The sequence below is a fragment of the Pseudomonas sp. X10 genome (assembly GCF_054889225.1).
The window spans coordinates 2,101,494-2,117,381 of sequence record NZ_CM142677.1; the positions used below are offsets into that span (position 1 = coordinate 2,101,494).

At 63.1% G+C, this 15,888-nt stretch carries 12 protein-coding genes; 6 read left to right on the forward strand and 6 right to left on the reverse strand.

Going from position 1 to position 15,888, the window contains the following annotated elements; all coding sequences use genetic code 11:
* Positions 1 to 21: 21 nt before the first annotated feature.
* Complete coding sequence (locus tag ACYU03_RS09675; RefSeq protein WP_461890134.1) at positions 22 to 516, reverse strand: DUF934 domain-containing protein; 495 nt, start codon at positions 514 to 516, stop codon at positions 22 to 24.
* A complete protein-coding gene (locus ACYU03_RS09680) occupies positions 500 to 2,152 on the reverse strand; it encodes a nitrite/sulfite reductase (RefSeq protein WP_461890136.1) in 1,653 nt (550 codons plus the stop codon). The genes ACYU03_RS09675 and ACYU03_RS09680 overlap by 17 nt, the downstream gene beginning before the upstream one ends.
* Before the next feature lie 216 nt (positions 2,153 to 2,368).
* Between ACYU03_RS09680 and ACYU03_RS09685 the strand changes: the two genes are divergently transcribed.
* Positions 2,369 to 3,445, forward strand: a complete 1,077-nt coding sequence (locus ACYU03_RS09685) for an ABC transporter substrate-binding protein (protein WP_461890138.1) — start codon at positions 2,369 to 2,371, stop codon at positions 3,443 to 3,445.
* Positions 3,446 to 3,713: 268 nt separating this feature from the next.
* On the opposite strand, the gene ACYU03_RS09690 is transcribed toward ACYU03_RS09685, so the two are convergent.
* On the reverse strand, positions 3,714 to 3,932 hold the full coding sequence (locus tag ACYU03_RS09690; protein ID WP_461890140.1) for a DUF2970 domain-containing protein: 219 nt from the start codon (positions 3,930 to 3,932) through the stop codon (positions 3,714 to 3,716).
* Between the two features lie 91 nt (positions 3,933 to 4,023).
* Positions 4,024 to 7,731 (reverse strand): methionine synthase, encoded by a 3,708-nt coding sequence (gene metH / locus ACYU03_RS09695; RefSeq protein ID WP_461890142.1) that lies wholly within the window; start codon positions 7,729 to 7,731, stop codon positions 4,024 to 4,026.
* 161 nt (positions 7,732 to 7,892) lie between these two features.
* Between metH and ACYU03_RS09700 the strand changes: the two genes are divergently transcribed.
* From ACYU03_RS09700 to nfuA, 3 genes are all read left to right on the forward strand, one after another.
* Positions 7,893 to 10,193, forward strand: coding sequence for a fatty acid cis/trans isomerase (locus ACYU03_RS09700; RefSeq protein ID WP_461890144.1), 2,301 nt, complete (start codon positions 7,893 to 7,895; stop codon positions 10,191 to 10,193).
* A 249-nt stretch (positions 10,194 to 10,442) separates the two neighbouring features.
* Positions 10,443 to 11,477 (forward strand): acyltransferase family protein, encoded by a 1,035-nt coding sequence (locus tag ACYU03_RS09705; RefSeq protein ID WP_461890146.1) that lies wholly within the window; start codon positions 10,443 to 10,445, stop codon positions 11,475 to 11,477.
* 58 nt (positions 11,478 to 11,535) lie between these two features.
* Entirely contained in the window at positions 11,536 to 12,120 is a 585-nt protein-coding gene (gene nfuA, locus ACYU03_RS09710) for a Fe-S biogenesis protein NfuA (protein WP_461890148.1), read from the forward strand.
* Positions 12,121 to 12,201: 81 nt separating this feature from the next.
* Here the strand turns inward: nfuA and ACYU03_RS09715 are convergent, their stop codons facing one another.
* Positions 12,202 to 14,145, reverse strand: a complete 1,944-nt coding sequence (locus tag ACYU03_RS09715) for an autotransporter outer membrane beta-barrel domain-containing protein (protein ID WP_461890149.1) — start codon at positions 14,143 to 14,145, stop codon at positions 12,202 to 12,204.
* 266 nt (positions 14,146 to 14,411) lie between these two features.
* Here ACYU03_RS09715 and ACYU03_RS09720 point away from each other — a divergent pair, with 266 nt between their 5' ends.
* Together ACYU03_RS09720 and ACYU03_RS09725 are read left to right on the forward strand one after the other, a co-directional pair.
* Positions 14,412 to 15,017 (forward strand): SCO family protein, encoded by a 606-nt coding sequence (locus tag ACYU03_RS09720; protein ID WP_461890150.1) that lies wholly within the window; start codon positions 14,412 to 14,414, stop codon positions 15,015 to 15,017.
* Entirely contained in the window at positions 15,017 to 15,496 is a 480-nt protein-coding gene (locus tag ACYU03_RS09725) for a copper chaperone PCu(A)C (RefSeq protein WP_461890152.1), read from the forward strand. Before ACYU03_RS09720 ends, ACYU03_RS09725 begins: the two co-directional genes overlap by 1 nt.
* A 131-nt stretch (positions 15,497 to 15,627) precedes the next feature.
* On the opposite strand, the gene ACYU03_RS09730 is transcribed toward ACYU03_RS09725, so the two are convergent.
* Positions 15,628 to 15,852 carry a hypothetical protein gene (locus ACYU03_RS09730; RefSeq protein ID WP_461890154.1) on the reverse strand — a complete coding sequence of 75 codons (225 nt, stop codon included), beginning with the start codon at positions 15,850 to 15,852 and terminating at the stop codon, positions 15,628 to 15,630.
* Between the last annotated feature and the right edge of the window lie 36 nt (positions 15,853 to 15,888).

The following is a 15,888-nucleotide window of genomic DNA, read 5'->3' on the forward strand; positions in this document are numbered from 1 at the left end:
GGCCGGTAGGGGAGGCGACGGTCAGCGGCGGCGGAACAGCGGCAGCGGCTCGTCGGTGGCGGCCTGGTAGGTCACCGAGAAGTCCTTGAGCCCTTGCAGCGCGTCTTCCGGATCCTTGTCGGGCCGGACGGCGAAGGCGTCGAAGCCGCAGCGGGCCATGTAGAACAGCTGGTCGCGCAGGACGTCGCCAATGGCGCGCAGTTCGCCGGTGTACTTGTAGCGGTCACGCAGCAGGCGCGCATTGGAGTAGTTGCGCCCGTCGGTGAAAGCGGGGAAGTTCAGGGCGATGACCTGGAAGTGCTCGACGTCCTCGCCGATTTCCTCGGCTTCCTCGTCGCTGTCCAGCCACACGCCCAGGCCGCCGTCGCGGGCCTTGAGGGCATGGGCGTGTTCACGCCATAGCTGCAACGGGACGATGTAGTCGTCGCAGTTGCTTAACTGGTCCAGGGTGGTGTCCTTGGGCAGCAGGTGCCAGGTTTCGTCGACGATCTGGTTGTTCTTAATGATTCGCTGCATAGACGCGTTCCTTGAAAGGGTCGATGCCAATACGCTGGTAAGTGTCGATGAAGCGCTCGTCTTCGGTACGTTTTTCAACGTAGACGTTGATCAGCTTCTCGATCACATCGGCCATTTCGTCCTGGGCGAAGGACGGGCCCAGGATCTTGCCCAGGCTGGCGTCACGGGCGGCATTGCCACCGAGGGACACCTGGTAGAACTCCTCGCCCTTCTTGTCCACGCCGAGGATGCCAATGTGGCCGACGTGGTGGTGGCCGCAAGCGTTCATGCAGCCGGAGATGTTCAGGTCCAGTTCGCCGATGTCGAACAGGTAGTCCAGGTCGTCGAAACGGCGCTGGATGGATTCGGCGATCGGGATCGACTTGGCGTTGGCCAGGGAGCAGAAGTCGCCGCCCGGGCAGCAGATGATGTCGGTCAGCAGGCCGATGTTCGGCGTGGCGAAGCCCAGTTCGCGCAGTTCCAGCCAGAGGGCGTGCAGTTGGCGCTGCTCGACGTCGGCGAGGATGATGTTTTGCTCGTGGGAGGTGCGCAGGAAGCCGAAGCTGTAGCGGTCGGCCAAGTCGGCGACGGCATCCAGCTGCTTGTCGGTCAGGTCGCCTGGGGCGACGCCGGTGGGCTTGAGCGACAGAGTCACGGCCACATAGCCTGGACGCTTGTGCGCACGCACGTTGCGCGAGCGCCAGCGGGCGAAGCCCGGGTGTTCCTGGTCCAGTGCGCTGTAGTCGACGTTGTCCAGTGCCTGGTACTCGGGGTCGACGAAGTGACGCGCCACGCGCTGCACTTCGGCCTCGGTCAGGGTGCTGCTGCCGCCGCGCAGGTGGACCATCTCGGCCTCGACCTTCTCGGCGAAGACTTCCGGCGTCAGCGCCTTGACCAGGATCTTGATCCGCGCCTTGTACTTGTTGTCACGGCGACCGTAACGGTTGTACACGCGCAGGATGGCGTCCAGGTAGCTGAGCAGGTCTTGCCACGGCAGGAATTCGTTGATGAAGGCGCCGACCACCGGGGTACGGCCCAGGCCGCCACCGACCAGGACGCGGAAGCCCAGCTCGCCAGCCTCGTTGTGCACGGGCTCCAGGCCGATATCGTGCACTTCGATGGCGGCGCGGTCGTCCTTCGAGCCGTTGACGGCAATCTTGAACTTGCGCGGCAGGTAGGCGAACTCGGGGTGGAAGGTGGTCCACTGGCGGACGATCTCGCACCATGGGCGCGGGTCGATCACTTCATCGGCGGCGACGCCGGCGAACTGGTCGGTGGTGACGTTGCGCAGGCAGTTGCCGCTGGTCTGGATGGCGTGCATCTGCACGGTGGCCAGCTCGGCGAGGATCTCCGGCACGTCTTCCAGCGCCGGCCAGTTGTACTGCACGTTCTGCCGAGTACTGATGTGGGCGTAGCCCTTGTCATAATCGCGAGCGATCTTCGCCAGCATGCGGACCTGGCGTGCGCTCAGTTGCCCATAAGGCACGGCAACCCGCAGCATCGGGGCAAAACGTTGGATATAGAGGCCATTCTGCAGGCGCAGAGGGCGGAATTCTTCTTCGCTCAGCTCACCGGCCAGGTAGCGGCGGGTCTGATCCCGGAACTGCTTGACGCGGTCCTCGATGATCCGCTGATCGTACTCGTCGTATACGTACATAAGGGTCCTGTCTCAGGCTGCATGCAGCTAATCGCGCGCACGGCCGCGCACTCCGTAGCGGAGCCGTGGAACGATATCAGGTTGTGTTTATGCGCTAAAGTGATGTTTTTGCATATGAAAAGAACCAATCGGACTAAGTGAGACTGACTGGCATTTGTCCGGCGAGGGGAACTTGCCGTTTATAATCCGGCATTTGCTCCGCAGGGATATAACCGCATGCTCAAGGCCTTGTGCCAGAGCCTTTGCTTGAGCCTGCTACTGGCGGCGAGCGCACAGGCCGCTTCCGTGGTGTTTCTCAACCCGGGTTATTCCGACGAGACCTTCTGGGTCGCCTATTCACGGTTCATGCAGGCTGCCGCCGAGGACCTGGGCATGGAGTTGCGCATCCAGTACAGCGAGCGTCAGCCGGAGCTGGCCCTGAGCCAGGCACGGGATGTTCTGCGGGGGCGCGAGCGGCCGGACTACCTGGTGCTGGTCAATGAAAAGTACATCGCCCCGGAGATCATCCGCCTGTCTCGGGGTAGTGGTGTGCAGTTGTTCCTGGTCAACAACGGCCTGACCGAGGCCCAGGCGCGCAGTGTCCGCGAGCAACCCGGCAAGTATCCGCCGGTGCTCGGCACCCTGACGAGCAACGATGAACAGGCGGGCTACCAGATGCTCAAGGCTCTGTTGGCGCAGTTGCCCAGCACTGACGAGCCGGTCGATCTGCTGGCCTTTGCCGGGATCAAGACCACCCCGGCCTCGCAATTGCGTGAGCAGGGCATGCGCCGCGCTTTGGCCGAGCATCCGCAGGTACGCCTACGGCAGATGGTGTATGGCGGCTGGAGCCGGCAACGCGCATTCGAACAGGCCCAGTTGCTGCTGGAGCGCTACCCTGGCACGCAGTTGGTCTGGTCGGCCAACGATGAAATGGCCTTCGGTGCCATGCAAGCTTTTGAGGCGGCCGGGCGCGTACCGGGTCGTGACGTGCTGTTCAGCGCCGTCAACAGCTCTCCCGAAGCCTTGCGCGCGCGCATCGACGGGCGCCTGAGCGTGCTCATGGGTGGGCACTTCTCCCTGGGTGGCTGGGCGATGGTGCTTCTGCACGACCATGCCCTGGGGCTACCTATCGACCAGGATGGGTTGGAACGCCATACCTTGCCGGTGCTGCAACTGATCGATGAGCACAAGGCGCGGCGTTGGCTGAAATTGCACGCAAAGAGCGACTTCGGCGTTGCCTTCCAGCGCTTCAGTGCCGAAGGTCGGGCCGCCGGCTATCGCTACCCTTTCTTCGAAGCGCCTGTCGAATATTGAAAAACCCTGCTTGAGAGAAGGGCATTGCTGGGCTTAACTGCTCAGGGTGACGTGCATTCCCATAAAACCACTACAAGAGGCGATGCAATGGGAAACTCAACCAAAGCGGGCAAGCCTGACAGCAGCGTCGATGCCTGGGCCATCCTTTGCCTGATCATCCTGGTTGTCGTGGCTGCGGTGTATTGGGTCAGCCATCAGTAACGCTTTCCAAGACCGTGATTGAAACCTGAGCCGCCCGCAGAAGGGACTTCTGCGGGCGGATTGCTTTTCAGCGGGCGGTGAGGTGCATGGCCAGTTGCACCAGGCCAATCAGGGCGAGGATGAACAACAGGGTGCAGATCGTGCCTAGGGCGATGAAGTGGCTGGCCTTGCCGTGGGTGAAGTCGCGAGCGCGGTTTTTGCCACTCTGCACGCCGAAGGCAGCGGCCAGGATGCTGTGCAACATCTGCCAGAAAGTGGGCGGTTTGCCCTGGTCGCTGTCGTCCATGTAAACCTCCCTCATAAGCTGCAAGTTTCAAGCGATAAGCTGCAAGTAAAAGCCTAGCACTCGCTTCTACTTGCAGCTTGTGGCTTGCAGCTTATTGCTCGTAGCCCAGGTTCGGCGCCAGCCAGCGCTCGCTCACGCTCACATCCTGCTCCTTGCGCGCGCTGTAGCTGTCGATCTGGTCCTTGTCGACCTTGCCCACGGCGAAGTACTGCGCCTGTGGGTGGGCGAAGTACCAGCCACTGACCGCCGCCGTGGGGAACATGGCGAAGTGTTCGGTGAGGAACACGCCGCTGGGCCCTTGTTCACCGATCTCGGTGCCGTCGAGCAGGCGGAACAGGGTCTCTTTCTCGGTATGGTCCGGGCAGGCCGGGTAGCCCGGGGCAGGGCGGATGCCGCTGTACTGCTCCTTGATCAGCGCTTCGTTGTCCAAGTGTTCGTCCCGAGCATAGCCCCAGTACTCTTTGCGCACCCGTTCGTGCAGCCACTCGGCGCAGGCTTCGGCCAGGCGGTCGGCCAAGGCTTTGACCATGATCGAGTTGTAGTCGTCCCCCTTGTCCTGGTAGGCCTTGGCCACTTCCTCTGCGCCGATGCCAGCGGTGGTGATGAAGCCGCCGACATAGTCGGTCAGGCCACTGTCCTTGGGCGCGACGAAGTCGGCCAGGGAGAAGTTGGGCTTGTTGTCCGGCTTGATGGTCTGCTGGCGCAGGTGGTGCAGGGTGGCCAGTGGCTGGCCATCCTCGTCATAGACCTCGATGTCGTCGTGGTTGACTTGGTTGGCTGGCCAGAAGCCGAACACAGCGCGGGCGCTGATCAGTTTTTCGCCGATCAGCTTGTCGAGCATCTCGCGGGCGTCCTTGTACAGGGCGGTGGCCGCTTCACCGACCACTTCGTCGGTGAGGATGCGCGGGAACTTACCGGCCAGGTCCCAGGAGATGAAGAACGGCGTCCAGTCGATGTACTCGGCCAGTACGCGCAGGTCGATGTCTTCGAGCACCTTGATGCCGGTGAAGCTGGGCACGGCCGGGGTGTAGCCGGCCCAGTCGTACTGCGGCTTGGCGGCGATGGCCTGGGCGTAGCTCAGGCGCTCGGTGCGGGCGCTGCGGTTGGCCGTGCGCTCGCGCACTTGTTCGTATTCCTGGCGTGTTTTCTCGACGAAGCCGGGCTTGAGCTCCTTGGACAGTAACTGGGTGGCCACGCCCACCGCGCGCGAGGCGTCGGTGACGTAGACCACGGCGTCGTTGTTGTACTTGGGCTCGATCTTCACCGCCGTGTGCGCCTTGGAGGTGGTGGCGCCGCCGATCATCAGTGGCAGGTGGAAGTCCTGGCGCTGCATCTCGCGGGCGACGTGGACCATCTCGTCCAGCGACGGGGTGATCAGGCCGGACAGGCCGATGATGTCGCACTTCTCGTCGCGGGCGGTTTGCAGGATCTTCTCGGCCGGGACCATCACGCCCAGGTCGACGATGTCGTAGCCGTTGCAACCGAGCACCACGCCGACGATGTTCTTGCCGATGTCATGCACGTCACCCTTGACCGTGGCCATGAGGATCTTGCCCTTGGCCTCGGGCTTGTCGCCTTTCTCGGCCTCGATGAAAGGGATCAGGTGGGCCACGGCCTGCTTCATCACCCGGGCCGACTTGACCACCTGGGGCAGGAACATCTTGCCCGCGCCGAACAGGTCGCCGACCACGTTCATGCCGCTCATCAGCGGGCCTTCGATGACCTCGATCGGGCGCGCGCATTGCTGGCGGCACTCTTCGGTGTCTTCGACGATGTGCGCGGTGATGCCTTTGACCAGGGCGTGCTCCAGGCGCTTGTCGACCGGCATGGCACGCCAGGCCTCGTTCTCGACTTCCTTGGTGGCGCCGCCGCCCTTGTAGTCGTCGGCGATGGCCAGTAGGGCATCGGTGCCTTCAGGCGTGCGGTTGAGCACTACGTCTTCGACCCTGTCACGCAGTGTCGGCGGGATCTCGTCGTAGATTTCCAGCTGGCCGGCGTTGACGATGCCCATGGTCAGGCCGTTGCGGATGGCGTGGAACAGGAACACCGAGTGGATCGCCTCGCGCACCGGGTTGTTGCCACGGAAGGAGAACGACACGTTGGACACGCCGCCCGAGGTCAGCGCGTAGGGCAGGTGGTCGCGGATGTAGGCGCAGGCTTCGATGAAGTCCACGGCATAGTTGTTGTGCTCTTCGATGCCGGTGGCGACGGCGAAGATGTTCGGGTCGAAGATGATGTCTTCCGGCGGGAAGCCGACTTCGTTGACCAGGATGTCATAGCTGCGCTGGCAGATCTCGCGCTTGCGCGCGGCGGTATCGGCCTGGCCGACTTCGTCGAAGGCCATCACCACCACCGCGGCGCCGTAGCGCTTGCACAGGCGGGCGTGGTGCTTGAAGGCTTCGACGCCTTCCTTCATGGAAATCGAGTTGACGATGCCCTTGCCCTGGATGCACTTGAGGCCGGCTTCGATCACTTCCCACTTGGAGGAGTCGATCATGATCGGCACGCGGGAGATGTCTGGCTCGCCGGCGATCAGGTTGAGGAAGCGGACCATGGCAGCCTGGGAGTCGAGCATCCCTTCGTCCATGTTGATGTCGATCACCTGGGCACCGGCCTCGACCTGCTGCAGGGCCACTTCCAGGGCTTCGGTGTAGTTCTCTTCACGGATCAGCCGGGCGAACTTGGCGGAGCCGGTGATGTTGGTGCGCTCGCCGACGTTGACGAACAGCGAGTTGCGGTCGATGGTGAAGGGTTCCAGGCCCGACAGGCGGCAGGCCTTGGGAATGTCCGGGATGACCCGTGGCTTGTACTTGGCCACGGCTTCGGCGATGGCCTGGATGTGCGCCGGCGTGGTACCGCAGCAGCCGCCGATGATGTTGAGGAACCCGCTGGCGGCGAATTCCTCGACTACTTCGGCCATCTCCGCCGGGGTTTCGTCGTATTCGCCGAAGGCGTTCGGCAGGCCGGCGTTGGGGTGGGCCGAGACATGGGTGTCGGCCTTGGTCGACAGTTCTTCCAGGTAGGGACGCAGGTCCTTGGCGCCGAGGGCGCAGTTCAGGCCTACCGAAATCGGCTTGGCGTGGCGTACCGAGTTCCAGAAGGCTTCGGTGGTCTGCCCCGACAGGGTACGACCGGAGGCGTCGGTGATGGTCCCGGAGATCATGATCGGCAGCTCGACACCGTCGTCTTCGAACACCTGCTGTACGGCGAAGATCGCCGCCTTGGCGTTGAGGGTGTCGAAGATGGTTTCGATCAGGATCAGGTCCGCGCCGCCTTCGATCAGGCCACGAGTGGCCTCGATGTAGTTCTCCACCAGTTCGTCGAAGGTGACGTTACGATAGCCGGGGTCGTTGACGTCCGGGGAGATCGAGCAGGTGCGGCTGGTGGGGCCGAGCACGCCGGCGACGAAGCGCGGCCGGTCGGGGGTCTCGAGGGTCTTGGCGTCGGCCACCTGGCGGGCGATGCGCGCGCCCTCGACGTTCAGCTCGTAGACCAGCGATTCCATGCCGTAGTCGGCCTGGGAAATCTGCGTGGCGTTGAAGGTGTTGGTCTCGAGGATATCGGCGCCAGCGTCCAGGTAGGCCTTCTCGATGGCGGCGATGACGTCCGGGCGGCTGAGCAGCAGCAGGTCGTTGTTGCCTTTCACATCGCTTGGCCAATCGGCGAAGCGCGTGCCACGATAGTCGTGTTCCTCCAGGCGGTAGCTCTGGATCATAGTACCCATGCCGCCATCGAGGATCAGTATGCGCTCCTTGAGTGCTTGCTGAAGTGCTTGGTAACGAGCGCTGCGGTCAGACATAGGACTACCTGGTCGGGCAAAAAACAGAAGGTGCGGAATGATAACAAAGCTGCGCGCTTTTTAGGCACGCGGCTAATTTACATGAATTTCATTCATGTTGACGCACCCGCCAAGGACAGGTAGCAATCGTGATAGCCTTCAAGAATCAGGACATTCTGCACATGGTGCATCGTTTACTTGCCGGCGCCTTCGCCCTGCTCATCAGTGGCGCGGCGTTGGGGCAAGCCCCCCAATCCAGCTCGGCGATTTCTTACACCCGGGACATCCAACCGATCTTCACCGAGAAATGCGTGGCCTGCCACGCCTGCAACGACGCGGCCTGCCAGCTCAACCTGGGCAGTGCCGAAGGTGTCGAGCGCGGTGCTTCCAAGGTCCCGGTGTACCAGGGCGACCGCAGCCAGGCGGTGCCTACCACGCGCCTGTTCTATGACGCCCAGGGCGAAGAGGCCTGGCGCAAGAAGGGCTTCTACTCGGTGCTCGACAACCAGGGCAGCCAGGCGGCGCTCATGGCTCGTATGCTCGAGCTGGGTCACAAGACGCCGCTCGAAGCCAACGCCAAGCTGCCCGAGGAGATCGTCCTGGGCCTGAACCGCGACAACATGTGCCCGCAGCCCCACGAGTTCGACGCCTACGCCGGCGCCCACCCGAAGGAAGGCATGCCGCTGGCCGTCACTGGCCTGACCGACGCCCAGTACCAGACCTTGCAGCGCTGGCTGGCCGCTGGCGCGCCGGTCGAGCACGAGCCGATCCAGCCGAGTGCCAGCGAGGCGAAGCAGATCGCCGAATGGGAGGCGCTGCTCAACCGGCCGGGCTCCACCGAGGCCTTGGTCGGTCGCTGGTTGTACGAGCACCTGTTCCTGGCCCATATCTATTTCGTCGGCGGTGAGCAGGGCCACTTCTTCCAGTGGGTGCGTTCACGTACGCCGAGCGGGCAACCGATCGACCTGATCGCCACGCGCCGCCCGAACGACCCGCCGGGCACCGACTTTTACTATCGCCTGATGCCGGTGCAGGGTGTGATCGTGCACAAGACCCACATCACCTACCCGATGGGGCCGCAGAAGCTCAAGCGCGTGAAGCAGTTGTTCTACAGCGGCGACTGGCACGCCACCTCCTTGCCGGGCTATGGCCCGAACCATCGCGCCAACCCCTTCGAGACCTTCGAGGCGATCCCGGCGGTGGCTCGCTACCAGTTCATGCTGGACAACGCCGAATACTTCGTGCGCACCTTCATCCGTGGCCCGGTGTGCCGTGGCCAGATCGCCACCGACGTGATTCGCGACAACTTCTGGGCGCTGTTCCAGGAGCCGGCCCACGACCGCTACATCACGGACGCCCAGTACCGTGGTCAAGCCACGCCGTTGCTGGCCATGCCGGGGCAGATCGATAACGTCGGCAGCATTCTGACCCTGTGGCATGCCTACCGCGACAAGCGCAACGAGTACGAGAAACTGCGCCGCGAAGCCTATGCCGACATGCCAGCGCCAAGCTGGTCGACCCTTTGGGCCGGCAACGACAATGCGCTGCTGACCATCTTCCGTCACTTCGACAGTGCTTCGGTGAGCAAGGGCCTGATCGGTGATGTGCCGCTGACGATGTGGCTGTTCGACTACCCGCTGTTCGAGCGCACCTACTACCAACTGGCGGTCAACTTCGATGTGTTCGGCAACGTTTCGCACCAAGCCCAGACCCGTCTGTACTTCGACCTGATCCGCAATGGTGCCGAGGTCAACTTCCTGCGCCTGATGCCGGCCGACAAGCGCGGCGCGATCCTCAGCGATTGGTACCAGAACAGCGGCAAGGTGAAGATGTGGCTGGACTACGAGGACATCGACACCAGCACGCCAAGTGCGTTGACGCTCGACGAGCGCAACCCCAAGCGCGACTTCGGCCTCAAGCTGCTCAAGCGCACTGGCAGCCTGAACGCTGCTCCAGACCCGATCAACCGTTGCGTCGGTGCCTATTGCTCGCGTCCGGAAATGAGTGCTGAATTCCGTGACGCCGAGCAGTCACTGAGCCGACTGGTGTCGCGCCCGGCCGCGGGGCTGAGGGTGATCAACCAGTTGCCCGAGGCGACCATGCTGCGCATCGAAGGGCAGGGCGGCCAGCGCCAGGTCTACAGCCTGCTGCGCAACCGCGCCCACAGCAACGTGGCCTTCATGCTCGGCGAGGCCTATCGCTACCAGCCAGGCCTGGACACCCTGACCCTGTACCCCGGGGTGCTGAGCAGCTATCCGAACTTCATGTTCAACATCCCGACGGACGATGTGCCGGAGTTCGTCGAGGACATGGAGGCGGCCCGTGACGACACCGCGAAGTTCGAACGCATCGTCCAGCGGTGGGGGGTGCGCCGCAGCCATCCGCAGTTCTGGCAGTACTTCCATGACCTGAACACCTACATCAAGGAAACCGAGCCGGTGGAGGCCGGTGTGCTGGACATGAACCGCTACGAAAACCTCTGAGTGACGAGCGCCGGGAAAATCGCCTGACCTTTCCCGGCATCCTGCGGTCCCAGTGCACGGGCGGTCCTGTCATTGCCACTTGGGGCTGCGTTGCAGCCCATAGCGACGCAAGATCGCTCCCACAGTCCAGCGCGGGTTCACTGAATCTGTTGGGGCTGGTGGGGGCGGCCTAGCGTCGCGACCGGGTGCGAAGCACTCGCAACAGTGCGACAACGGGGCCTGAATGCACCAAGACACGCGGGAAAACCAATGTTGTATTCGCTTCAGGCACTGCGGGCGCTCGCCGCCTGGGTGGTGGTCTGCCACCACTTCATGCAGATCTTCTTCGACTTCCATGCAACCGACCCTATTGGGCAATTTCTCTCTGATCGAGGCGCCGTCGGTGTCGACATCTTCTTCGTCATCAGCGGGCTGGTGATCTACCTTTCGAGCCGCGACAAAAACATCGCGCCGCAACGTTTCCTGCTCAACCGAGTGCTGCGCATCGTTCCCGCGTACTGGTTCTACACCGCCTTGATGGGCTTGTTGCTACTCAGCGCCAGCCAATGGATGCCGCACCAGACCATCGAATGGCAGCATTTCCTGTTCTCACTGCTGTTCATTCCGGCGCAGAACCCGGGCGGCTATGGCATGTATCCGACCCTCAACGTCGGCTGGACACTGAACTTCGAGATGTTCTTCTATCTGCTGTTTTCCCTGGTGTTCCTGGTCCGCCAGCGGCATCACCTGTGGTTGGTGACCGCGGCCTTGTTGCTCGCCAGCGAAGTGCTCAGCCGTTTCGGGCTGCTCAGCCATTTCTACGGCAATAACATCATCTACGAATTCCTCCTGGGCATCGTCATCGGTGTGTTGTACCGCCGTGGCTTGATCATCGAAGGTCTTTGGCTGCCGCTGGCCGTGCTGGCCGCCGCTAGCTATGCCATCTATCACCTCGATGCCTCGGCACGCTTGCTGCACTGGGGCCTGCCGAGCGCGATGATCGTGCTGGCCTGCGTTTCCCTGGAGCCGTACTTCAAGGGCAATCGGGCGCTCAAGGCCCTGGGCGACTGCTCCTACTCGGTGTACCTGATCCACGTTCTAGTGCTGTGGAGCGCCTGGTTGGCCAGCCAGCGCCTGAAGCTCAACCCCTATGCGGTGTTCGCGCTTTGCGTACCACTGATCGGCGTGGCGTCCTGGTTCAGCTACCTGTGGTTGGAGCGTGGAATGTACCGACGCCTTAGTGCCTGGTACGAGGCGCGGCTGGTACAGCGGGCTGAGCTGGCGCTTTCCCGAGTCAAATACTAGGACTTTGTTCAAGGGCCAGGTTGGCGTAAACTTGCCGGCATGTCTGAGAGGAACTTCCATGAGCGCTATAACCATTACTGACGCCGCCCATGATTACCTGGCTGATCTGCTCTCCAAGCAGAACACCCCGGGTATCGGCATCCGCATTTTCATTACCCAGCCGGGCACCCAGTACGCCGAGACTTGCATCGCCTACTGCAAGCCGGGCGAGGAGAAGCCCGAGGACGTCGCTCTGGGCCTGAAGAGCTTCACCGCCTACATCGACTCGGTCAGCGAGCCCTTCCTGGAGGACGCGCTGGTTGACTACGCCACCGACCGCATGGGTGGCCAGCTGACCATCAAGGCGCCGAACGCCAAAGTGCCGATGGTCAACGCCGACAGCCCGATCAACGAGCGCATCAACTACTACCTGCAGACCGAGATCAACCCGGGCCTGGCTAGCCACGGCGGCCAGGTCAGCCTGATCGACGTGGTCGAGGACGGCATCGCCGTGCTGCAGTTCGGGGGTGGTTGCCAGGGCTGCGGCCAGGCCGACGTGACCTTGAAGGAGGGTATCGAACGTACCCTGCTCGAGCGTATCCCCGAGCTCAAGGGCGTGCGTGACGTGACCGACCATTCGCAGAAGGAAAACGCCTACTACTAAGTCGGCGTCTTCCCCAGTCTGGGTGTAGGAGCCAGCGGCAGCTGGCGATGGGCCGCGTATAGCGGCCCTGCCTGCGCCACCTCAGAACAACCACTGCACCCCAAGCGTATACCCCGCCTGATTGCCCTCGCTGTGCGCGAAGCGACTGTTCGCCTCCGCATAGACGCCCAACTGTTCGCCAAAGGCCCACTGCACCCCCAACTGCGCCCGGCCGAAGCTCTTGTCTACCGCGCCCATCTGCGCTACCCGCACACGCCCGTCGGCATGGCTGCGCAGGGCGATGTCGTCCAGGCGGCCATCGGCCAGTTCGCGTACCCAGCGCACGCTGGCGTAAGGCCGCAGGGCCATGCCCGAGCCCAGGGCCAGGCTGCCGTGCAGGCGCCAGCCAAGGCTGGCTTCCAGAGCGTCGTAGTTCTGTTTCTCGAAGTCCAGCGCGGTGCGCAGGTCTTGGTCTTCATGGAAGCCGTCGATGCGATAGTGCTGGTAGTCCAGGCCCGCCAGGGGGCCGGTCTTCACTGCGCCTAGGTCGAAATCGTAGCCACCTTCCAGGCGGGCACCCCAGGACCAGGCCGAAGTGTCGCCGGACAGGCGCTGATCAAGCAGCACCGGGCCGCCGTCGGCTTGGATGAACACCGAGCGCTTGCTGTCGAAGCGGGTATGCCCGGCACTCAGCTCTGTGGCCAGCCATTGTGGCCCGCCATCGTTGAACAGGGCGAACAAGCCCAGTTGCCAGGTATCGCCCTCGATACGCCCGCCATGGTCGAGCGAGTCGCGGTTGCGCTGCAGGCTCAGGCTGGCGCCGAGGGTCAAAGCATCGTTGAGGCGGTAATCGCCAACCCCGAATACGCCCAGGCGCTTGGACTCCGGGTTACCGGGGGCATCGAAGCCACTGTCGGGCGTGTACTCGCCCTCGGCGCCGAGCTCGCCGTCGAAGCTGCCGACGCTGCGTGTACTACCGAGCAGGCTCAGCCAGCGGCGGTCGTGCAGGCGGGTCAGGGCCAGGTGCTGGCGCTGCAACTGGTCTTCCATCTGCCGTGCCAGCGCGCCACCGGAGGCGGTCGAGGCGAGCAGGTCGGCGTTGGTCAGCTCCAGCACCAGGCGGGTCAGCAGCCGTGAGAAGTCACGCATACGCTGGTCGATACGCGCCTGACCCAGGGCATCGGTGAGTACCTCCTGGTTGTCCAAGGCCGGGTCGTGCCAGGTCGAACCGCCGGGAATCGCTGGGTTGTCGGTCTGCTGGTAGCCGTCCAGGTCGCCCAGTTCCCAGTTGGTCGCCTCGATGAACAACACCGGCACATTCAGCCCCTCGAAGCTCTCGCCATCGCTGCAGCAGCCTGTGCCGGCCGGGTAGTGGGGGTTCAGGCCGGGGTTGCTGAACAGTGGGATGTCGAGCTCGCGGGCGATGCGCATGAGTTGGTCACGGTAGGCGACCAGGGCAGGGTTAGCCACGCTGTCGCTGCCGGCGTGGGCGTACATCTTGTCGCCAGTGACCAAGCTGTCCAGGTTGATCATCCCCAGTAAGTTGGCCCGTTGGCTGTCGTCGAGCGACTCGACATAGGCGCGCGAGCCGCGCAGGCCCTCTTCCTCGGCGCCGAAGGCGACCACTTCCAGGCCGTTTTCCAAGGCCAGGCCGCCAAGGTTGCGCGCTACCTCGGTGAGCACCGCTGCGCCCGAGGCATTGTCGTCCAGACCTTGCAGGGTGGGGCGACCGTAGTAGGTGTCGAAGTGAGCGCCGAGCACCACATAGGTGCTTTGGCTGCCGGCGGCTGAAGCGATGACGTTCTGCGAACTGCGGTCGCCAGCCCAGGTGAAGTCCTGGCGTCGTGTCTGGTAGCCGAAGCCCAGGCGCGACTCCATCAGGTCGCTGGCACCGGCAAAATTGGCGGTGCCGCGGTAGCGGCCGGGGTAGTCGGTGATCAGGCGCTCCAGGGTAGGACTGGCGTACTCGCCATATTCGTAGGCGCTGACCGGCAGGGGGAGCAGAGCGCAGCCCAGGCAAGCCGCGAGGGCAAGAGGTTTGAACACGGCACGATTCCTTGTGTGATGTTACAAAAGGCGCAGCATAGGCTGCGGTCCCGCGCAGGAAGCAGGATACGTGCCGTATTGTGACGTGGAGCAACAAAACGTTACTTGTTCAACCCCTGCGACAACAAGACGCAGCCCGAAATCCAGGGCTTGCAGACGTATGGGCCGTCCTGCGCTGGATGAGCAGGGGGTGTCATGCCAGAATGCCCCGGATTTTCGTCCGGCCCTGCCCAAGGGCCGGCGCCTTCCCTTCAAAGGATGGTTACATGACCGATTTACTGACCCGGCGCGCGGTCGTCGCCGGGATGGGTGTCCTGGGGCTTGGGCTGTTGGCCGGCTGCAGCCCGGCCCGTGGCCTGGAGTTCAAGTACGGCAAGAACATGAGCAACGAGATCCTCGGCCGCTCTTTCAAGCTCAAGGACTCCAAAGGCAACGTCCGCACCCTGTCGAGCTTCTATGGCTCGATGCCAATGATCTTCTTCGGTTTCACCCAGTGCCCGGCTGTTTGCCCGACCACCCTGGCGCGGGCCGCGCAGATCAAGAAGCTGATGGGGCGTGACGCCGGTTTCCTGCAAGTGGTGTTCATCACCCTCGACCCTGAACGCGACACTCCTGAAGTGCTCGATGCCTATGTCAAGGCCTTCGATCCGTCCTTCACCGCGCTGACTGGCACGCCGGAAGAGATCGACGCCGTGGCCAAGGAGTTCAAGGTGTTCTACGAGAAGGTTCCGGCGGGAGACACCTACACCATCTCCCATTCGTCCACCAGCTATGTCTACGATTCCCGGGGCACGTTGCGCTTGAGCCTGGGGCATTCCCTGAACGCCAAGGAGTGCACCGAAGACCTGCTTACCCTCATGGAGATCTGTTAATGGCTTTCTCGATCCAACCCTTCAAGCGTGGTCTGGCGGCTCTGGCCCTGCTGGGCCTGGCCCTGCCGGCTCTGGCCGAGACCACCGTCAGCGATGCCTGGGTACGGGCCAGCGTACCGCACCAGCAGGCCACCGGTGCCTTCATGACCCTGACTGCCAGCAGCGACAGCAAACTGCTCAGTGTCGCTTCGCCGGTCGCCAAGACCGTGCAGATCCATGCGATGACCATGAACGGTGACGTGATGGGCATGAAGGAGGTGGCCAGCGTCGACCTGCCGGCCGGCAAACCGGTGAGCCTGGACCCCAACGGTTACCACGTGATGCTGATGGGCCTGGTCAATCAGGTGAAGGAAGGCGAGCAGGTGCCGTTGACCTTGACCATCGAAGACGCCAAGGGCGAAAAGCAGACACTTGAAGTCCTGGCGCCAGTGCGCCCGCTGACCGCTGGAGCCGGCCACGATCACGCACATATGCACTGATCCTGGCCGTCAACGCGCCTACCCCGACTTGCGCTGATTGGCATTGGAGCAAGTCCCGCCTCACACCTCTTCATGCAACCAAATGCACTATCGGCGCCAAATAGGCGCCGATAGTGGAGTGTGCGTGCCGTTCAGCGAAAACGCGGCAACGGCCGGTCTGTATTCAGCGAGGTCAAGGTCTTCCTGACTTGTGCCTCATCGGCCTCGACGGCCTTGAGGCTGTCACGGATCTTGCCGGCAGCAGGCACATCGCCCTGCCGGTCGATCCAGTCGGCAATCTCTTTGCAGGCGCTGGTCAGGCGGGCTTGGCGCTGGTTGATCAGCGACAGGAGGGTGGTGAGCTCTTTTGCGGACATGGCAGGATCCTCCGTTCAGCCCTGTCAGTGTAGCAG